This is a genomic window from Neoaquamicrobium sediminum (assembly GCF_040970315.1).
GTDB classification, from domain to species: domain Bacteria; phylum Pseudomonadota; class Alphaproteobacteria; order Rhizobiales; family Rhizobiaceae; genus Aerobium; species Aerobium sediminum.
In genome coordinates, this window is sequence record NZ_JAZHFV010000007.1 from 171,804 (window position 1) to 192,081 (window position 20,278).

The 20,278-nt window shown below is 63.6% G+C and carries 17 protein-coding genes; 8 read left to right on the forward strand and 9 right to left on the reverse strand.

Annotation, left to right across the window (positions count from 1 at the left end; all coding sequences use genetic code 11):
* Window positions 1–55: 55 nt before the first annotated feature.
* Together V1479_RS21260 and V1479_RS21265 are read left to right on the forward strand one after the other, a co-directional pair.
* The gene (locus tag V1479_RS21260; protein ID WP_368804641.1) at window positions 56–301 is read left to right on the forward strand and encodes a hypothetical protein; all 246 of its coding nucleotides are present in this window, start codon (window positions 56–58) and stop codon (window positions 299–301) included.
* A 77-nt stretch (window positions 302–378) separates the two neighbouring features.
* A complete protein-coding gene (locus V1479_RS21265; RefSeq protein WP_368804642.1) occupies window positions 379–729 on the forward strand; it encodes a DUF5131 family protein in 351 nt (116 codons plus the stop codon).
* Between the two features lie 171 nt (window positions 730–900).
* On the opposite strand, the gene V1479_RS21270 is transcribed toward V1479_RS21265, so the two are convergent.
* On the reverse strand, window positions 901–1,227 hold the full coding sequence (locus tag V1479_RS21270; RefSeq protein ID WP_368804643.1) for a hypothetical protein: 327 nt from the start codon (window positions 1,225–1,227) through the stop codon (window positions 901–903).
* A gap of 148 nt (window positions 1,228–1,375) precedes the next feature.
* Here V1479_RS21270 and V1479_RS21275 point away from each other — a divergent pair, with 148 nt between their 5' ends.
* The 4 genes from V1479_RS21275 (at window position 1,376) to V1479_RS21290 (ending at window position 7,520) form a co-directional block, all read left to right on the forward strand.
* Window positions 1,376–2,137 carry an ImuA family protein gene (locus V1479_RS21275; protein ID WP_368804644.1) on the forward strand — a complete coding sequence of 254 codons (762 nt, stop codon included), beginning with the start codon at window positions 1,376–1,378 and terminating at the stop codon, window positions 2,135–2,137.
* Window positions 2,052–3,572 carry a DUF6504 family protein gene (locus V1479_RS21280; RefSeq protein ID WP_368804645.1) on the forward strand — a complete coding sequence of 507 codons (1,521 nt, stop codon included), beginning with the start codon at window positions 2,052–2,054 and terminating at the stop codon, window positions 3,570–3,572. Before V1479_RS21275 ends, V1479_RS21280 begins: the two co-directional genes overlap by 86 nt.
* Window positions 3,569–6,835, forward strand: a complete 3,267-nt coding sequence (locus tag V1479_RS21285; RefSeq protein WP_368804646.1) for an error-prone DNA polymerase — start codon at window positions 3,569–3,571, stop codon at window positions 6,833–6,835. Before V1479_RS21280 ends, V1479_RS21285 begins: the two co-directional genes overlap by 4 nt.
* Before the next feature lie 229 nt (window positions 6,836–7,064).
* Window positions 7,065–7,520 (forward strand): pseudoazurin, encoded by a 456-nt coding sequence (locus tag V1479_RS21290; protein WP_438620774.1) that lies wholly within the window; start codon window positions 7,065–7,067, stop codon window positions 7,518–7,520.
* 35 nt (window positions 7,521–7,555) lie between these two features.
* Here V1479_RS21290 and V1479_RS21295 read toward each other — a convergent pair whose 3' ends face one another.
* The 5 genes from V1479_RS21295 to V1479_RS21315 all read right to left on the reverse strand — a co-directional run bounded on the left by V1479_RS21295 (window position 7,556) and on the right by V1479_RS21315 (window position 13,512).
* Window positions 7,556–8,584: an ABC transporter ATP-binding protein gene (locus tag V1479_RS21295; protein WP_368804647.1), complete on the reverse strand. Its 1,029-nt coding sequence runs from the start codon at window positions 8,582–8,584 to the stop codon at window positions 7,556–7,558.
* Window positions 8,581–10,197: an ABC transporter permease gene (locus tag V1479_RS21300; protein WP_368804648.1), complete on the reverse strand. Its 1,617-nt coding sequence runs from the start codon at window positions 10,195–10,197 to the stop codon at window positions 8,581–8,583. Before V1479_RS21300 ends, V1479_RS21295 begins: the two co-directional genes overlap by 4 nt.
* 7 nt (window positions 10,198–10,204) lie before the next feature.
* The gene (locus V1479_RS21305; protein ID WP_368804649.1) at window positions 10,205–11,191 is read right to left on the reverse strand and encodes an iron ABC transporter substrate-binding protein; all 987 of its coding nucleotides are present in this window, start codon (window positions 11,189–11,191) and stop codon (window positions 10,205–10,207) included.
* A gap of 327 nt (window positions 11,192–11,518) precedes the next feature.
* Window positions 11,519–12,190: a response regulator gene (locus tag V1479_RS21310; RefSeq protein WP_368804650.1), complete on the reverse strand. Its 672-nt coding sequence runs from the start codon at window positions 12,188–12,190 to the stop codon at window positions 11,519–11,521.
* Window positions 12,187–13,512 (reverse strand): sensor histidine kinase, encoded by a 1,326-nt coding sequence (locus tag V1479_RS21315; protein WP_368804651.1) that lies wholly within the window; start codon window positions 13,510–13,512, stop codon window positions 12,187–12,189. Before V1479_RS21315 ends, V1479_RS21310 begins: the two co-directional genes overlap by 4 nt.
* Window positions 13,513–13,949: 437 nt before the next feature.
* Between V1479_RS21315 and tlpA the strand changes: the two genes are divergently transcribed.
* Entirely contained in the window at window positions 13,950–14,615 is a 666-nt protein-coding gene (gene tlpA / locus V1479_RS21320) for a thiol:disulfide interchange protein TlpA (protein WP_368804708.1), read from the forward strand.
* Between the two features lie 73 nt (window positions 14,616–14,688).
* On the opposite strand, the gene V1479_RS21325 is transcribed toward tlpA, so the two are convergent.
* The gene (locus tag V1479_RS21325; protein ID WP_368804709.1) at window positions 14,689–16,677 is read right to left on the reverse strand and encodes a heme lyase CcmF/NrfE family subunit; all 1,989 of its coding nucleotides are present in this window, start codon (window positions 16,675–16,677) and stop codon (window positions 14,689–14,691) included.
* Between the two features lie 367 nt (window positions 16,678–17,044).
* Here V1479_RS21325 and V1479_RS21330 point away from each other — a divergent pair, with 367 nt between their 5' ends.
* A complete protein-coding gene (locus tag V1479_RS21330) occupies window positions 17,045–17,947 on the forward strand; it encodes a transglutaminase-like cysteine peptidase (protein WP_368804652.1) in 903 nt (300 codons plus the stop codon).
* Window positions 17,948–17,962: 15 nt separating this feature from the next.
* Here the strand turns inward: V1479_RS21330 and V1479_RS21335 are convergent, their stop codons facing one another.
* The gene (locus V1479_RS21335; protein WP_368804653.1) at window positions 17,963–18,151 is read right to left on the reverse strand and encodes a hypothetical protein; all 189 of its coding nucleotides are present in this window, start codon (window positions 18,149–18,151) and stop codon (window positions 17,963–17,965) included.
* A gap of 54 nt (window positions 18,152–18,205) precedes the next feature.
* A complete protein-coding gene (locus V1479_RS21340; RefSeq protein WP_368804654.1) occupies window positions 18,206–20,158 on the reverse strand; it encodes a M23 family metallopeptidase in 1,953 nt (650 codons plus the stop codon).
* Window positions 20,159–20,278 lie beyond the last annotated feature (120 nt).

Here is a 20,278-nt window from a genome sequence, read left to right on the forward strand (position 1 = left end):
GGATTTTCCGCGTGGTAGATTAGTTCGTCGACGCCGTTTGGAAAAGAATCGTGACATGCGTGACGACGAACTCGACTTTATCATCCTCAAGTGCCGGCTCGCAAAGAAGGGTCATTTCAAGAACCTTTCAACGACCGAAAAGTTGGCCGCGGCGATGGTCTGGAACCGGCCGGATTGGTTGGCCAGCACGGGCTATACATTCGCTGAAGCAATCGATCGTCTCGGTCCGGTTTGGCTGGCGCGGATTCCCGCTGCCGAACGCGTATTGCGGGACGAAGAAGCCTCAAATAGCGCCGCGTGAATCCAATTCTTCTTCCTGGCAGCGCGCGACTCAGTGTAGATCGGACGAAGTCAAACCTTTGCTTGCGACGTCGCAACATGGCTTCCGAACCCGCAATCTGGAACTGCAAAGATGTACTGGAGCCCTTCAGGTGGCTCAGCCCCAGGGTAGTCCAGGTGCAGCGAGATCTATTCGAACCGGAAATTCGAGAAGCCTGGCGCGACAAGGTCTTCGCAGCAATGGCGCTCTGCCCGCAGCATCGGTTCGTTCTTAGTACGGCGTATCCCAGTATCTACCGCCACTACGTGCAGACGATCGCAAGCGACCGTTCAGAGTACGTTACATGGCGGGTCTCAGCGTCATTTATTCTCGACGATCTGGGATTGGGATATTTGGCAACTGGTGAAGGGCCCAAGTGGCCTTTGGTCAACGTCGAGCTCATTGACTAACGAGGAGAGCGGCGATCAACCCCGGCCCGGTCGGTTGCCAGCAAGCTCAGACCCGTGAGCGTCAAACCCCATATCGGTGCGCCAGGGTTGGCCGACGTTGTTGACGACCTACACGTCACACTTATCGACCTTTAGGCAGTCCGGCCGCCACGCGCCGAGCGACTTGCTCCATCAGCCAGCAAACAGGTCCAGCTGCCGATCATCAGCGTGGAAATTGTGGACCCATTCAGCGCGACGCCGCGCATACTCTTCGTCGAACCGATCGCGCTCGAAAAACCAGACCCGCATCAAGGGATAGATACGCTCCTCGTAAAGCTGGCGGTGTTCCTTCGTCAGCTTGTCGAAATCCCAATCGTCGAGCAGGTAGGCGACCTCGTCCTCAGGCCGCCCATCATCGAAATATCCGGCCTCGCAGATTTCCTCGAGGATACCGGCCTCGGCCGTCTCGAACTGCCATTCGCTTTCAGCGTCGCCCTCGACAGGGATCATGATCGTCATCGGCCTCTACTCCACTCGCCTTGTCCTCCGTTGGAGGTCTTCTCGTGCCGCTACGGCATCGACCCTCGGTCACGAGTCGGATTGACTCTTTGTCGGGTTGAGAACAAATGTAGAACATACCGCAGGCAGGATGCGTTTCAAGGGCTAGATGAGTGCCGCCGCTACCAGAGCTGTCATCGCCGACCTTCGAGCCCGAATCGCCGGGCTCGAACGCGGCCATGCGCGCGGGCGCACGGTGCTGCCCTTCGGGGTTCCCGAGATCGACCGGGTTCTGCCGGGAGGCGGGCTGGCGTGCGGGGCGCTGCACGAGGTCGCCGGCGGCGGTGCCGGCGTGGTCGACGGCGCTGCATCCGCATCGTTTGCCGCCGGCCTTGCGGCGCGCACCGCGGGCAGCGTGCTTTGGGTGGTCACGCGACCAGACCTGTTTGCTCCGGCTCTCGCCCAGGTCGGCCTTGCGCCCGGCCGCGTCATCTATGTCGAGGCCGGTGACGAAACCACGGTGCTTGCCTGCTTCGAGGAAGGCCTTCGTCACGGCGGCCTCGGAGCGGTCGTGGCCGAGCTTGCCCGCCTGTCCGCGGACAAATCGCGCCGCTTGCAGCTTGCTGCCGAGAAATCCGGCACGCTCGGCATCGCCATTCGCCGGTGGCGGCGTCAATCCGACGCCACCGATTTCGGACAGCCGACCGCCGCGGTCAGCCGCTGGCGTGTTTCCGCTCTCCCCTCCCGGCCGCTCCCGGTCCCGGGCGTAGGCCGCGCCCGCTGGCGGCTCGAGCTGCTGCGCGTGCGGGCAGGGGAAAGCGCCGACTTCGAAGTGGAAGCCTGCGATGACAAGGGTTGTATCGCTCTATTTTCCGACCTGGCCGACCGACCGGCTGCGGCGCAAGCTCGGCGCATCGGCGCCGGCGGCTGAGACTCCCATCGTCATGTTCGGCCGGCAGGGTCAACGTCGCGTCGTGCTCGCCCTCGATGTTGCGGCCCGAAGGGCAGGGCTTCGACTCGGAATACCCGCAAGCAAGGCCCAGGTCCTCGTTCCCCACCTGGTGAGCGTCGAGATGGAAGCTTCCGAGGACGCCGCGGCGCTCGAGCGCGTCGCGCTCTGGGTGCTGCGCTATGCGCCGATCGTTGCACCCGACCCGCCCGATGGAATTGTAATCGACACCACCGGCGCCGACCATCTGCATGGCGGCGAACGCGCCATGCTCGAGGATCTGGTCGCGCGCATGGAGGCGTCCGGCATTGCCGCGCGCGCCGCGATCGCCGACGCCTGGGGCGCCGCTCATGCCGCGGCCCGCTATCTTGCGCGCCCCATCTGCATCATCCCTCCGGCACACACCGAGGCCGCTACCCGTGACCTGCCGGTCGCCGCGCTGCGATTGCAGCCGCATATCGTCGAGGGCCTCCATACGCTCGGCTTCGAGCGGATAGGCGAGATCGAGGATGCGCCGCACGCTCCGCTCGCGCTGCGCTTCGGCCCCGAGATCATCCGCAGGCTCGACCAAGCGATGGCCCGGGCATCGGAGGTCTTCGAGCCGGTACGCTCCCCGGACCGCCCTGAGGCAAGGCGCGTCTTCGGCGAACCGATCGGGACCGCCGACCAGATCGGCCACCATACCGCCGAACTCGTTGACCAGCTCTGCGCCGTGCTCGAGACGAAGGGCCTGGGCGTGCGGCGCCTCGACCTCCTGCTTCGCCGCGTCGACAATCGCATCGAGGCAATCCGCGTCGGCGCGGCCGCCGCGGTGCGCGATGCAAGACGCCTGACCCGTCTTCTCACCGACCGTATCGATACCGTCGATCCCGGCTTTGGCATCGAGATGATGCTGTTGATCGCAAGCCTCACAGAACCGCTATGCAGCCGGCAGGTCATCTCCTCGCTTGTCGAAGCTCCCGAACCGGATATCTCCGAGCTGATCGACGTCATCGCCAATCGCGTGGGCGAAAGGCGCCTTTATCGCTTCGCCCCCGTCGAAAGCGATGTGCCCGAGCGTTCGGTACAGCGCGTGGCGCCGACGGCGCCCGATGACGGCGTGACCTGGCCGGGCGATTGGCCGCGTCCATCCCGTCTCCTTGCCCGTCCCGAGCCGATCGAGACGATCGCCTTGCTCCCCGACCATCCGCCGGTGTCGTTCACCTGGCGCGGCGTGCGCCGGCGCATCGCGCGGGCGGACGGTCCCGAGCGCATATTCGGCGAGTGGTGGCGCTGCGAGGCGGAGACCCATGCCGTGCGCGACTATTTCAGGGTCGAGGATGAGCAGGGCGAACGGTTCTGGATTTATCGCGCCGGCGACGGCGAGGATCCCGGGACCGGAAATCATCGATGGTTCCTGCACGGGATCTTCGCATGAGCGAGCCGCGCTATGCCGAGTTGCAGGTGACCTCGCATTTTTCGTTCCTGCGCGGGGCAAGTTCCTGCGACGAACTGTTCGCCCAGGCGGCCGCGCTCGGCATCGAGGCGCTCGCCATTGCGGACCGCAACAGCGTCGCCGGCGTAGTGCGGGCGCATGAGGCGGCCAAAGCGACCGGGATTCGCCTCATCGTCGGCTGCAGGCTCGACCTCACCGACGGTATGTCGCTCCTCGTTTTCCCCAGGGACCGGCCTGCCTATAGCCGGCTCTGCCGGCTCCTGTCCCTGGGCAAACGACGCGCGGGCAAAGGCCTCTGCCATCTCGAATGGGCCGACGTGGCTGCCTACGCAGAGGGAATGATCGCCGTGCTGGTGCCCGATCGCGCCGACGACACCTGTGCGCTTCATCTCAGACGGCTCCGGGACGTTTTCGGCGACCGGGCCCATGTCGCGCTTACCTTGCGCCGGCGCCCGAACGATCAGCTCCGTCTCCACGACATCACCAACCTGGCGACCCGCATCGGCGTGCCGGCAGTCGTGACGAACGACGTTCTCTTCCATTGCCCCGATCGCCGCATCCTTCAGGACGTCGTCACCTGCATCCGCCACAACGTCACCATCGACCATGCCGGTTTTCGGCGCGAGCGGCACGCGGACCGGTATCTGAAGTCTCCGCTCGAAATGCAGCGCCTCTTCAGCCGCTATCCAGAAGCGCTCGAGCGCACGGTCGCGATCGCCGGGCAATGCCGCTTCTCGCTCCACGAGCTCGCCTACCAATATCCCGAGGAAAGGACCATGCCGGGCCTCACCGCCCAGCAGGCGCTCGAAAAGCTCACCTGGGAAGGTGCGGCGCAGCGCTATCCCGAAGGCGTCCCGAATAAGGTGGTCAAGCTCCTCACGCACGAGCTCGGCCTGATCGATACGCTGCAATACGCTCCCTACTTTCTCACCGTGAACGCTGTCGTGCAGTTCGCGCGCTCGCGCGACATTCTCTGCCAGGGCAGGGGGTCGGCGGCCAACAGCGCGGTGTGCTACGTCCTGGGCATCACCAGCATCGATCCGGACCGAAACAATTTGCTTTTCGAGCGCTTCGTCTCGCAAGAGCGCAAGGAACCGCCCGACATCGACGTGGACTTCGAGCACGAGCGGCGTGAGATCGTCATGCAGTGGGTCTACGAAACCTATGGGCGCGATCACGCCGCGCTCTGCTCGACCGTCGTGCGCTATCACACGAAGGGCGCCGTGCACGACATCGGCAAGGCCCTCGGCCTGCCCGAAGACATCACCAAGATGCTTTCCTCCCAGGTCTGGGGGCACGGCGAGGGGATCGACGAGACGCGTGCCCGGGAGCTCAATTTCAATCTAAGCGACCGAAGGCTCCAACTGACCCTCGAACTGGCCCGCCAGCTCGAGGGCACGCCGCGACACCTCTCGCAGCATCCCGGCGGATTCGTGCTCACGCGCGACCGCCTGGACGAACTTGTGCCGATCGAGCCAGCCCGCATGGCCGATCGCCAAGTTATTGAGTGGGACAAAGACGACATCGACAGTCTCAAATTCATGAAGGTCGACGTCCTGGCCTTGGGAATGTTGACCTGCATGAAGCGCAGCTTCGATCTGTTGGCCGAACACAAGGGCACCACCCTCGACCTCGCCACCATTCCTGCCGAGGATCCGGCGACCTACGCCATGATCCGCAAGGCGGACACCGTCGGGGTCTTCCAGATCGAGAGCCGGGCGCAGATGTCCATGCTGCCCAGGATCAAGCCGCGCACCTTCTATGATCTCGTGATCGAGGTGGCCATCGTTCGCCCCGGTCCGATTCAGGGCGACATGGTCCATCCCTACCTCCGGCGCCGGGAAGGCAAGGATCCCGTCGATTTCCCCACGCCCGAGCTCGAGCGCGTGCTGGGCAAAACGCTCGGTGTGCCGCTATTCCAGGAGCAGGCGATGCAGGTCGCAATGGTATGCGCGGGATTTTCGGCCAGCGAGGCGGATCAGCTCCGGCGCGCCATGGCGACTTTCAAGCATACCGGCGGCGTCAGCAAGTTCAGCGACAAGCTGATGAGCGGCATGATCGCCAACGGCTACACCCCCGAATTTGCCGCCGACACGGTCAAGCAATTGGAGGGGTTCGGCAGCTATGGCTTTCCCGAAAGCCACGCCGCCAGTTTCGCCTTGATTGCCTACGCCTCGAGCTGGATGAAATGTCACCATCCCGATGTTTTCTGCGCCGCGATCCTCAACTCCCAACCCATGGGATTCTACCTGCCCGCGCAGCTCGTGCGCGATGCGCGTGCCCACGGCGTCGAGGTCCGCCCGGTCTGCGTCAACGCCAGCCGGTGGGACTGCTCTCTGGAGACTACGGGCAAGGAGGGCCGCTTCGCGGTCCGGCTCGGCCTTCGACTGGTCAAGGGGCTGGCCAACAACGATGCCGCGGCGATCGTCACAGCCCGGGCCGACCAGCCCTTCGCCTCGATCGACGACCTGTGGCATCGCGCCAAGGTGCCGGCCGCCTCGCTGGTGCAGCTCGCCAAGGCCGACGCGTTCCGTCCCGCGCTCGGGCTGGCACGCCGTCAAGCACTTTGGGCGCTCAAGGCCCTGCGCGATGAACCCCTGGCGCTCTTTGCCGCCGCTATGGAGCGCGAGCGGCGCACCATCATCGAGATCAACGAACCCGCGGTCGCCCTACGCCCGATGGTCGCAGGCCGGGAAGTCGTCGAGGATTACGGCCATATAGGGCTTTCCCTTCGCGACCATCCGTTGAGCTTCCTGCGCGCGGGGCTGAGCAAACGCCGCATCGTCACCTGCGACGAGGCCATGCAGGCGCGCGACGGCCGTTGGCTCGAGGCCGCCGGCCTTGTCCTTGTCCGTCAGCGGCCGGGCTCGGCCAAGGGCGTGATGTTCGTGACCATGGAAGATGAGACGGGCGCGGCCAACATCGTCGTCTGGGTCAAGGTGTTCGAGAAATTCCGGCGAACGCTGCTCTCGGCTTCTATGCTCGGCGTCTATGGTCGCATCCAGCGCGAAGGCGAGGTCGTTCACCTCGTTGCTCACCGCATCACCGATCTTTCGGCCGAGCTCGCCAGCGTCGGCAACCGCGACGCGCCCTTTCCCCTTCCGCACGGACGCGGCGATGAAGCCCATCATGGCGCGCCCGGCATCGACCCGCGCAGCCTGCCCAAGGGCTTCCGACCGCGCGACATGGTCGATCCCACGCTCAGGGTCGATCCGATCCGGGTGAAGACACGGGATTTCCGGTGACGCCATGGAATCGGAAGCTACCATCAAGCCTGCCTCGCGAAATCCCAATCTTTGAGACCGTAAGCATCCACTTCTTCCGGCCGTCCATCATCCCACAACGCAGTATGGGACCGGCTGCAGGAGGCGTGGGGAATCCGACGCTGCAAAGAATATCGTTTGCGCTCGATCAAACAGAAGGGGCCGTGTTCCGAGTAAACTTCTTCAAACGATTTGAAGAAGGAGAATTGCGATGGTGACAAGACGAGAAGTGCTGGCCGGCGCTGCCGGGACGAGCATGTTGGCTCTTTTGCCGACACAGGCGGCGGCCGGGATCGATCATCAGGTGATGATGCTCAACAAGGGAGCGAAGGGGGCCATGGTGTACGAGCCCGATTTGATCGTCGCGGCGCTTGGCGATACCGTCACTTTCGTTCCGACTGACAAATCGCACAACGCCGAGAGCATCAGCGGCATGTTTCCGGACGAGGCGACCGCCTTCAAGGGCAAGCTGAACGAGCAAATCACGGTGACGGTTGAGAAGGAAGGCGTCTACGGCGTGAAGTGCCTGCCGCACTATGCGATGGGAATGGTCGCGCTGATCATCGTCGGTCAGCCGGTCAATCTGCAGCAGGCCAAGGCGGTCAGGCATCCCGGCAAGGCGAAGACGGTGTTCGAAGGGTTGCTGGCGCAGGTGCCGTCCGTCTGACTTGACGGGCCGCCGCCGCGGAAGACTGGACAGCCCTACAGGCTTACTACGTCCAAGGGAACGGCTTCCCCGTCCACGGCGACGCGCACCGGCGTTCCCTCCGCCAGCCTGACGGATTGCATGGCGTCGACCTGCACTTCGACGCCGTCGCAGTCGACCCAGTAGGTCATGTCATGTCCCTTGAACTCCACCGCCACGATGCGGCCGTTCGGCTGCTCATCCGCCTCCACGGCGCGGATCCCCAGCCGCTCGGGCCTCAGGGAAATGCTCACCCGGCCCGATGTGGGGCGCGTCAGGGGTAGCAACCCAAGCGAGGTCCGCGCGAAGCCACCTTCAGCCGTCCCTTCCAGAAGATTCGTGCGTCCCAAAAAGGTCGCAACAAATGCATCGGCCGGCCGGTCATAGACCTCCTGCGCCATGCCGCTTTGCAAAATGCGCCCATCGCGCATGATCGCGATGCGATCGGCGAAGCTCAGCGCTTCCTCCTGGTCATGTGTGACGAAGACGATAGCGATTCCGGCCGACTTGAGCAGACGCCGGATTTCGCGTCGTGCCGCGCTGCGCAAAGCGGCGTCAAGATTGGAGAAGGGCTCGTCCAGCAGGATCAGGCGGGGTTCAGCCGCGAAGCTGCGAGCAAGAGCCACACGCTGCTGTTGCCCGCCTGAGAGTTGATCGGGATAGCGCTGCTCGAATCCATCGAGGCCCACCATACCGAGATAGCGCGCGACGACGTCACGTCCGTTCCGCCGCGCACCAAACCGGATGTTTTCACCGACTGTCATGTGAGGAAACAGCGCGTAGTCCTGGAACACCATGCCGATGCCCCGTTGTTCCGCAGGCGTTGACGTTAGATCTCGCCCCGAAAGCAGCACCCGGCCGGTATCCGGCGTCTCAAAGCCCGCAATCATGCGCAGCGTCGTCGTCTTGCCGCAACCGGACGGGCCGATCAGGGCAAGGATTTCGCCCGTATCGATATCGAACGAAAGATCGTCGACGGCGACCGGTCCCTTTCGACCGAAGCGACGCGACAGGCTGCGGACGGAAAGGAGAAGATTGTCAGTCATGAATTTCTCGCTTCCCCGGCAGTGCGCACGGCACCGCCTTCGTATTTCAGGATCAATCCAACAAAGAGGCTGGAGAACAAGATGATGCCAAGCGCGAACGGCGCCGCGTCCCCCATCATGCCTTCATTCGTCCTGCTGAAGACGTTCATGGCCAGCGTGCTGTAGCCCATGGGGGCGAGCAAATAGGTGATTGGGAGTTCCTTCACGACCATGATGAAGACAAGGAGGCATCCGGCGACCATCGGCCGGCGCAAGCGGGGCAGGACGACATGCATGAAGGCCGCGGCAGGCGAAACACCAAGGGCGCGGGCGGCCTCTTCCTGCCTCGTTCCGATCTGGAGAAGCGCAAGCCGGATCGGTCCGAACGCGAGCGCCACGAAGCTCATGACGTAGGCGAACATCAGCAGCGCGTAGCTCTGGTAGAGGAAAGGCGCGGTCCGCAGCGCGAAGAACACCATTGCAAGCGCGAATGCCAGCGCCGGGGTCGCATAACCCAGGAAGGCCAGCCTTTCGATCAGCGTGGCGAACAGTCCCGGATGGCGCAGCGTCAAAAGAACGACCGGTACCGCGAGCACCATAGTCAGGATTGCGGCCGGCCCCGCGGCCATGAACGTACCAATGGCGGCACGACCAAGTTGCGCCCAGTCCATTTTCGGCAGGCCGAACTGCATCCAGTGGCCGAGAACCATCAACGGCAGTCCGAACGAGCATAGCACGACCAGCGCGATGAACGCCCAGGCAGCGAAGTGCCAGCGGCCAAGGCGAACCGGCCGGGCGATCCGCGCGGAACCGCTCCCGGTACGCGCAAAGCGACGATTACGCGTGACGGCGCGCTGCGCGCTCAGTGCCGCGACTGTCAGCGCCAGGAGCATCAGCGACAGCCACGCGGCATAGGTGCGGTCGAAAGCGCCGCTGTACTGGGTGAATATGGCGTAGCTGAAGACCTCGTAGCGCATCAGCGCGATCGCACCGAAATCGCCGATCACATAAAGACCGACGATCAGCCAGCTTGCGACCATAGCGGGCCAGAGCTGCGGAAGAACGATATAGCAGAAGATGACCAGGCGCGATTTGCCGAGGCTTTGCGCGGATTCCTCGAACGCCGGATCCATGCCGAGAAACGCGGCCCGCAGGTTCAGGAACAGGTACGGAAAGGTGTAGAGCGACAGGGCAAGGCCCGCGCCCCAGAGTCCGTGCAGGGGAGGCAGCGAGATCCCGGCCCATTGCCGGGCGAATCCGTAGTAGCCGGAAAGTCCCAGCAACGCATAGGCCATCACATAGCCGGGAACGGCGAGCGGCAACGCCATGAGGAAGGACAGGAGGCCCTTGAAGCGGATGTCGGTTCGCGTCACCAGCCATGCGGCTGGCAGGGCGATCAGCGTGCCCAGCGTGAGCACGACCGCGACGAGCTTCAGCGTGTTCAGAAGAAGAAACAGGTTGCGCTGGCGGAAGACGATCTCACCGAGCTGTGACGCGTCGGCATCGAGCGCGCGCACAAGCAGGTAGAAGGCGGGCAGGAATGTGCCGATGCCCACGACGAGCGCGGGCACGACAAGCAGGAGTGGGGGGCGGGGGGTGCGCCCCGCCCTCGTGAATGTGGCCAGAACCGTCACGAGCCGATCAGAGCAGACCGACTTCGCGAAGCAGGTTCAGCGTGGCTTCGAGGTCGCCGAGCGCGTTGGTGTCGACCTTCGGGCTGATCTCGTTGACGGCCTCGAGAGGCTCAAGCGTGGCGTGCGGGATGATGCCGGTGCGAACCGGATACTCGTAGCCCTGCAAGGTGATGAACTGCTGGGCAGCCGGGGAGAGCAGGAAGTCGATGAACTTGCGGGCGTTCTCCTTGTTGTCGCTCGCTTCGACGATGCCGGCGCCGGCGACGAGCACGAGATTGCCGATATCCCCTGCCGCGAACGTAGTCTGGCGAACGGGGAACTCTGCGTCGCGAGCGGTGTAGCGGCCGAGATAGTAGTTGTTGATCAGGCCGAAATCGACTTCGCCATTGGCAATGGCATCGATCTGAGTACCATTGTTGCGATAGACCTTCGCTTCGTTGGCGATCATCGCCTCCAGCCATGCCTTGACGGCCTCGTCGCCTTCGGTCAGGCGGAACGCGGTGACGAACGCTTGGAAGCCGCCATTGGTCGGCGCCCACGCGACGCGACCCTTGTACTTCTCATCGGTCAGGTCGGCGATGCTCTGCGGCAGGTCACCCTCCTCGACGCGTTCGGTCGAATAAACCAGCACACGCGTGCGGCCCGAGGTCGCGACCCACTTGTTGGCGTCGCTACGGAAAGCGTCCAGCACCGTTTCATTCACTTCGGCCGGAAGATCGGCGAAAGCGGGCGAAAGCGCGCCGAGAGCGCCGGCATCCTGCGCCCAGAAGACGTCCGCAGGGCTGTTGGCGCCTTCTTCCAGCAGCAGCGTGGCAAGCTCCGAGGTGCCGCCGTAGCGGACTTCCGCGGTGATGCCGGTTTCGGCTTCGAACTGCTTGATCAGCGGTGCTATCAACGCCTCGCCCCGACCCGAATAGATCGTCACTGTTTCGGCAGCGGCGAACGAGGTCAGGCCGAGCACAAGACCGAGACCTGCCAGAATGGTTTTCTTCATAGTCGTTCCTTCCTTGGTGTACCGCACCCCCGAACAGGATCGCAAGGAAGTCCCGACATGACGGTCAGCAACGGCGCGTCGTGGCGGAACCGCCGTGGCGGCCGCGCATGTATGCACAGCCGACCAGCGAGCACTCCAGGTGCGGCCGGTTCAGAATACCTGCGGGGGTGGATGTTCCGAGAAGCTCTCGCACGATCCGCGCAAGCGACAACCCCTGGGCAAAGACAGTCCCGCGTCAGTCACCTGCAGATAACTATTCTGAAATTGTCCAGTTTAACACTGGCTTAGGACCATTGGCCGCAATCATCAGACTAAAGTCCCATGCATTCAGGAAGCCTCCTCGGCGCTCCTCAGGACGAGCGCCGCCTCAGTACGGTTACGCACATTAAGTTTTTGCAGAATGCGGGTCATGTGGTGCTTGACCGTCTTTTCCTGCATGTCGGCCTGACGGGCGACCTCCTTGTTTGAGAAGCCGGTCGCGACCAGCCTGAGAACCTGCGTCTCGCGCGGCGTAAGCTTCGACAAAAGGTGCTCGACGACGGAACCGGGCTCTTGCCGGACCGGTTGCTCGACACCACCGTCGTCCATCCGTCCTGCAGAGAGGATTTCCGCGGCCAGCGTCGGCGAAACATGGCCCGCGCCGCGGGCGACATCGCGCACCGCGTCGATCAATGCCCTGCCGCCGACGCCCTTCAGGACATAGCCGTGCGCACCCAGCTTCAACGCCCTCAGCACGTCCTCGCTGTCTTCCGAGGCGGTGAGCACGGCGATACGCAGTTCGGGCTGGGACGCGCGGATGGTCTCCAGCGCGGCAAATCCTCCGCCTGGCATTGACAGATCGAGCAGAACAATATCCGGCCGTAGCTCGCGGGCCAGATCCACTGCCTCCTGCGCCGAAGAGCCCTCGCCGCAAACGCACAGGTCGCCGGCTTCCGAGAGCGCCATGAATAGCCCCTGACGGAAGATCGGATGATCGTCCACGATCAGAATCCGGGTCATGAAAGCTCGACCTCCGCCACTGCCGGCAAACGCATCACGACGCTCGTGCCCGATCCCTTCCGCGTATCGATATGGAAGCTTCCCTTCAGTCCCGCGACACGCTCGCGCAGACCAAGAAGCCCAAGCCCTTCGCCACGCTCGTCCGACTCGAAGCCAGGGCCGTCATCGCGGACCTCGACCTCTATGCCTTCCACGATCCTGCGGATCGCAACGGTCTGTCGAGCGCCGCCGGCGTGCTTCGATCCGTTGTTCAGAGTCTCCTGCAGGAAACGATAGATACATGTCTTGGCCGCAAGCGGGAGCCCCGGCAGATCCTCTGCCAAATTCATCGACACCTTGTGGCCGCAACGGGCCTCGTGCGCCGCCGCGATACGCCTTGCTACCGTCGCCACCGGCCACCCTTCAAGCTCGGGCAGCGCCAGCCCGCGACAGATATAGCGAATCTCCTGCATGGCCTCGTTGACTGCTTGCCGAACCTGTTCCTGCTGGAGGCTTTCGGGATCGTCGAGCCGCAATGCGGCGAAAGCCAGCAATTGCGTCGGGCCGTCGTGAAGCTCGGCGGAAATCCGGCGAAGCGTGCGCTCGTGCAATTCGGCGATCCGGTGATTTGCCTGCTCCACCCGCCGGGCGAGACCGCTGTTCTTCTCCAGCAGCGACGAGAGCTGCTCGACCTTCTCGCCGAGCGCCTCGCTTTGACGCGCGATGGTGCGGCTGCCGCGCGCGAAGACGAAATAGAGCGCCGAGAATATACCGAGCGAAACCAGGCCCACGACGAGCCAGCTTCTCAGGCGTGCATCGAAGAGATGCTCCCGTAGTTTGTCAGCCGTTGTGTAGAACTCGGCGACGGCAATGATCGCGCCTGTCTTTGCCGAACGAACCGGGCTGTAGACCTCGAGAAGCGGTTCGTCGCCGAGGCTTTCGACGTCGTTGTCGGGATGTGACCGTCGCGCATACGCGGCGTCGACCCTGCCGGCCAAGGCGCTCCTCAGACCGGGACTCAGATCGAGTATGCGCCCAACGATGTCGGGATTGTCGCTGAATATGACACGGCCGTCCGGACCCCAGAGCTTGAACGCGGAAACCTCGTCCCGCAGAGCACCGCGTCGCAGGATGTGTTCGAGCTCAAGCCTTGCATCCGCGCTGAGGAGGCCGGCTTCACCGATTTCCTGCGTCACCGGTGCTATGATGGCTTCAACATAGAGCGCAGTCACCGCGCCTGCATTGTCGGTGACGCCATCCTCGATCTCCGAGGTCACCCAGAAGCCGATGACAAGCATGCCGGCGACAAGCACAATGCCGGCAACCACCATGAACTGCGCCATCAAGCCGGCTGACGCGTTCCGCCACCACGACGCGATAGTTCGACGCCTCCAGCCGTTGACATGCACCTGTGCCCGATCTCCCTGTTCGTCGCATGCGCCGAAGTTCATCGACGGACCGGAACCCCACAACGGCAACCCCTTTCCCGTGACGCAGCATGAGAGCGGGCCGGTTGCGAACCGCCGTCGTGACACGCACCTTCCGGACGTCGAAGCTCCGCTCCTTACTACTCCTCAAAATCTGAATACCATGCTCTACTTTTGTTTCCAATCACACCGTCGTTGAGTTCGACCCGCTCTCCGGCTGAGCCGACATGGCGCCTGGCCTGCCGATGACGGCGATCATAGCTGTTGTTGTGACGGTCGGCGCGACCGGCATCGGCTTCGCCGTCATGATCGTTTACATTCCTGGTCATGACGTCGCCCACTCGGACCGAAAGATGGCTAGCAGAAAACTCCACCTGCCAACCGGAGCGTTGATAGCATCCGCAATTGTTGCCGGGATGACTGCCGGTGCGGCTGGCGTCTACGTGTTCGGTGACCCTTTCGGTAGCGATAGGCCGACTGTCGCGACCGTCGATTCAGGTCAAAGCTGCCCTGCGCGCGACGACAAGATCGCGGCCATCGATAAGGCCGCTCAAGGGGAGGTGGCGGCGATGCTGCCCGCCACGACGCCGCTTTCGATGCGCAACCTCGCGTTCAACGGGCCAGATGGGGCGGCCATGACTGTCGCCGAGTTGGCTGGCAAGACGTTGCTCATGAATCTCTGGGCGACATGGTGCGCGCCCTGCCGCGAAGAAATGCCTGCGTTGAACGAACTGCAGACGACGATGGGCGGCGCGGATTTCGAGGTCGTGGCCGTCAATGTCGATACCGGCGGCGACGAGAAGCCAAAGGCGTTTCTGGAAGAGATCGGCGTCGACGAGCTTGCCTACTATCGAGATCCCTCGCTCGAGCTTTTCAACAGCCTCAAGCGACAGGGACTCGCGGTCGGACTGCCGGTAACGTTGCTGATAGACAAAGAAGGCTGCCTTCTCGCCCATATGAATGGACCTGCCGAGTGGGCCAGCGATGATGCCAGGCTGCTCATCGAAGCAGCGATGTGAGATGATTCCAGGCTGATCAATTTGGCCACCCCGCGCCCAATCTTGTGAACCAATTCGGTAGCAACGGTGCCTTTCACTCCGCCGGGACATCCGACCTGGTAAGTGCGATCGGTTTTCGACTTGGTGCGCCGACCCGAAACCGGCGATCGAACAGCGATATCGAACCGCCGGTCATCATTACCACGCCGCCTAGCCAGATCAGCAGCACGAGTGGCTTCCACCACACGCGCACCACCACGCCGCCGTCGGGGGTGGGATCGCCGAGCGAGACGTAGAGCTGGCTGAAGCCGCGCGTGGCGATGCCGGCTTCCGTGGTCGGCATCTGTCGTGCCGTATAGAGCCGCTTGGACGACATGATTTCCCCGCGCGGGCGCCCGACGCTGTCGAGATAGACGAACCGGCCCTGCTCCTCGGTGAAGTTGGGGCCACGGTGCGGCGCGATGCCGTCGAAACGCAACGTGTATCCGGCGACGGGCAGCGTGTCGCCGGGACGCATCACGACGATCCGTTCGATCTCGAGCGAGGTGACGGCGGCGATGCCCAACACCGTCACGCCCAGTCCGAAATGCGCGGCTGCCGTGCCGTAGACCGAGCGCGGCAGCCCCTTGAAGCGCTTCCACGCGACGGTCGCGCCCACGCTGCCGATGCCGGCCTTCAGCGCCAGGTCGGTCAGCGCGCCCAGCATAAGCCAGACGGCGATACCGACTCCGAAGGCCGCCAGGGCGCCCTTGCCCTCCACGAAGAAGAAGACCACGAGCGCCGTCAGCAGCGCAGCTCCGAAGGCGAAGTAGAGGCGCTGGGCGACTGCGTAGAGATCCCCGCGCTTCCAAGCGAGCAGCGGCCCGAACGGCACAGCCAAAAGGAGCGGGATCATCAACGGGATGAAGGTTAGATTGAAGAAGGGCGCGCCCACGGAAATCTTGTCGCCAGTAACCGCCTCGACAAGAAGCGGATAGAGGGTTCCGATCAGCACCGTGGCCGCCGCCGTGGTCAGGAACAGGTTGTTGAGGACTAGCGCGCCCTCGCGCGAGACGGGATGGAACAGACCGCCCTGTGTCAACGCCGAGGCTCTTGCCGCGAACAGCACCAGCGACCCACCGATAAGCAGGATCAGGATCATCAGGATGAAGACGCCGCGCGCCGGGTCGGTGGCGAAGGCGTGGACGGACGTCAACACGCCCGAGCGCACGAGGAACGTGCCGAGCAGCGACAGCGAGAAGGTCAGTATGGCGAGCAGCAGCGTCCAGATCTTCAGCGCAGACCGCTTTTCCATCACGATTGCCGAATGCAGCAGCGCCGTGCCCGACAGCCACGGCAGGAACGAGGCGTTCTCCACCGGGTCCCAGAACCACCAGCCGCCCCAGCCGAGCTCGTAATAGGCCCAGTAGGAGCCCATGGCGATGCCGCCCGTCAAGAATAGCCAGGCCGCCAGCGTCCACGGCCTGACCCAGCGCGCCCAGGCCGCGTCGATCCGGCCCTCGATCAGCGCCGCGACCGCGAAGGAGAAGCAGACCGAGAAACCGACATAGCCGAGATAGAGCAGCGGCGGGTGGATGGCGAGGCCGATGTCCTGGAGAATCGGGTTGAGGTCGCGCCCCTCGATCGGCGCAGGATTGATCCGGGCGAAGGGGTTCGATGTGGCGAGGATGAACAGCAGGAAGGCCGCGCCCACCAGCCCCTGCACAGACAGCACGTTAGTGCGCAGGCTCGCAGGGAGATTGTCGCTGAACCAGGCTACAAGCGCTCCGAAAAAGGCCAGGATCAGAACCCAGAGCAGCATGGAGCCCTCGTGGTTCCCCCACACGCCGGTGACCTTGAAAAGCATCGGCTTCAGCGAATGCGAGTTCTCCCAGACGTTCTGAACGGAAAAGTCGGAGGTGACATAGGCTGTCGTCAGCGCGGCGAACGACATTGCGACGAAGGCGAAGACCGCAACGGCAGCCGGCCTGGCAACCGCCATCAGACGCTCGTCGCCCAGTCGCGTGCCGAACCACGATACGAAGAACTGCGCCATGGCCAAAACAAATGCCAGGACGAGCGCGAAATGTCCCAATTCAACGATCATGGCGAAGTCCCGAGCCGCCTCCAGGGCGCGATAAGGCATTTATGCAACCTCTAGCAGGGTGAGGTGCAAGAGGCTGATCGAGGCTGATCATGGATATCCCGGGTCTGGTAGCTGAGATCGGCACTAGGGCGTTTGCAACCAGACGGAATGGTCTAGCGTCAGACAAATGAAGCCCATCCGCCTGCCCGGCCAGCGGAGTGCCTCAGGAAGACGGATTTCGACTTTGGTCGGACAATCTAAATTTTTTCATACCGGTTAAACATCTTGTAAGCCACTCAACTTAAACCACCCTTCATTGCTCATCAGTATGCTTGTCCAAAATAGCGGGGCAGGCAAGATGAAACACAAGTATAGAACTACGGCGATGATATCGCGCATTGTATCCTGCGCGATCGCTGTTTTCCTTTCGATGCCGACGCAGGCCGAGCCCGTCAGGTCCACAGAGCTGGCCGAGGCCGCTCCGCTCGCCGCCAAACTGGGCGGCACGCTTGGCGCGCCGCTTCCCGAGCTGCAAGGCACGCGCGCCGCGCCGGCCTTTGAGGCTTTGGCCGTCCCGCTCCCACGCGCTGCTCCCGACAGGGCGCGCGCGCTCGACTCGGTCATCACTGGCAGCGTACCTTCGGCGGTGTTCGGCTCCGTCGCGCTGCCCTTCCGAAACCTGCCGGCCGCCAAGCGCTGGAGCTACATCTACTCCCAGATAGGGCTGCCGCCCATCGCCGGCTGCGAGGGCGACAGCGCCTGCCTGGAGCGCGGCGGTCGGCTGCAGGGCGTCATCGACGAGGCCAGGCAGGCGCGCTTCCTCGACAAGCTGCGCATGGTCACCGCAGCCGTCAACGACATGATCGCCTACGCCGCCGACAGCGAGCTCTACGGCACGCTGGACTATTGGGCCACGCCGTCGGAGACATTGCTCGCCGGACGCGGCGACTGCGAGGACTACGCGATCCTGAAGATGGCCGCGCTCAAGGCAGCCGGCATTCCTTCCGGCAGCATGTCGCTGGTGGTGCTGCGCGATCGCGAGCGCGACTTTTATCATGCCGTGCTCGCCGTCACCACCGACCAAGGCCACCTCATCCTGGACAATCTGCGGGACGCGGTGGTGGTGGACCGCCGCCTTCCGAGCTACCAGCCGCTGTTCTCGGTGAGCCAGGACCGCTCCTGGATCCACGGCGTGCGCCGCGCTCCGGGCGACGCGATCGCCGCGCGCCGCCCCCCGCTCGGCGCCGTCGCGCCCGGCGAGGGCTTCGACCCGGCCGCCGACCGCTGAGGCGGGGCGGGCGCGTCACCCCTGCGCGACATAGCCCAGTATGGTCACCGTGTCGGGGGACGGCGCGAGCGTGGTGGAGAGCGGACCGCGCAGCCGCTGGTCCTCGACGCCGCGCACGAAGCCGGTGCGCACCGGCCTGTTAGTCGCGCTTGCCCTGATAGTCGGAACGTCTATCGCGGCCTTGGCGATCGGCTCCCTGTTCATATGATGTTCGGATGAAGCCGGGAACACACACCGGCTTCTTCCAACACTCGCCTGTTACACAGGTGCATGCAGGGCTGGCGCCGAGCGTGCTTGCTCCATAAGCAGCACGCCGTCGATACGGTCTCGCTCGGCCAGGAAGGCCTGCAATTCGTCACCTGCAAGTGTCCGCTCGGCCGGCAGGCGTACGCGCATCGGGTCCACCTTGGTGCCGTTGACGATGAGCTCGTAGTGAAGATGATTGCCCGTGGAAAGGCCGGTCGAGCCCACGTAGCCGATGATCTGGCCCTGCCGGATGCGCGCGCCCGGGACCACACCATCAGCGATTTTGCTCTGGTGATTGAAAGTCGTCTGGTAGCCGTTTGCGTGATTGATGACCGTCTGACGGCCATAGCCGCCATTCCAACCGGCCTGTTCGACGACACCATCGCCAGAAGCAATTATCGGCGTCCCTCGCGGTGCCGCCCAATCGATGCCCGTGTGCGCGCGGGTGTATCCAAGTATCGGGTGGCGTCGATTGCCGAAACCGGACCTGAATTCACCGTTTGGAATCGGATTGCGCAGCAGGAACGGCCGCGCGCTGCGACCGTTTTCGTCGAAATAGCCGACAGTGCCGTCTTGCATCTGAAAGCGATAAAACGCGCGCGCGGTGCCGCCCACATTGGCCCGCACGAACAGGAGCTCGGATTCTGGTGTGGCGTTGTCATCGCCATCAGGCTGCGAAAAGAAGACCTCGATGCTGTCTGCCTGGTTGAGGCGTGACTGAAGATCGACGTCCGCCGCGAGCAGCCGGACAAGCTGACGGGTCATGGAACGTGAAAGCCCATGAGAAAAAGCGGCACGGTAAATTCCATCGTAGAGGGTGGGCAGATCGTCGCGGCTGTACATGGCGGGAGGGTGGGTGGAGTCGAACGCCGCCTGCACCGCTGGGCTGTGCTCCGGCTCGCTTGCTGGCACATACTGCCGCCTGTCGTTGAGTGCGACTGTGGATACATGCCGATCCACATCGTACAGGCTCGCGCGCACGATGCGACTGACCCCGCGCCGCGTTTCGACACCGAGACGCAAAATACTGCCGGCCGCCAGCGTCGAAGATCCCAGCACGGTGGTCAGCGCGGTCGCCATTCCCTCTGCATCAGGGCTCGCGTAGCCCGCCCGTTCCAGCGCCTCTGCAATCTCCCCTTCGGCATGAAAGGGGATCACATCCTCGGCATAGTCGGTGACTGGGTCGTCCGCTCTGGCCCGGTTTGCCACCGATGCGTTCTCCGCCACGATACGAATGCCGCTCGACGGTTGGAGCGCACTACTTGCCGGGGGATCGCCGAAACGCTGAGGGTCGACATAGTGGAGAGCGGCCACTCGCACTTCCCCAACGGTAAGGATGGCGCCGAGACTGCGGACCACGACTTCAACCTCTTCGGCCGACAAAGCGCTGCCTTCATCGAAGGCGCCCATCTCGAGAGGAAATTCGCTCATACGCAGGCGGACCACGTTCTCGACCCCGGCACCGTAGATAATGCCGGTGGTCGAGGCGTACTGGGGAGCCCCTTCCTCGGCAAAGATTTCCAGGCCGTCGAAGGAGGGATATGAACGGTTCGTCGCGTGGCCCGCAGCCAGCGACATCCGGGCCTGGACGAACGGCAACGTACGCAACACATCTCGGTCGCCGGACCGCCTCATTGTCGCCAGCTCCATGCGCCTGCGGTCGGCCAGGCTTGCCAGATTTCGCGTCGGCACCAGTCGGCCCCCCTTGGCGCCAGCCTGACTGTCGGCGGTTCGACCTAGTGCGCTGGTGCTCAGGATTTCAGGCGGCGTGGCAAGGACCTCACGACCGTCGAGAGCCGCGAACAACGCAACGCCCATCAGGACGCTTGATGTGACCGCGGTCAGAAATGTTCCGGACAGCCACCGAATCGACACTTCTCGCCGGTCCGGCGGCTTCTCGCGACCGCCGACAACCAATGGTGGTTCATTTCCTAGCGCAGCAAGAGTGTCGTCGATCGACGGCATTTGATGTGGTTGATACCCCCCCAGAACCCTCATATGCATTTCTCAAAGCGCGAAGACGATTGTCGCCAACACGCATCGCTTCACCACTGAGGGTTTCCCCACCCAGCGAAAGCTCACCCC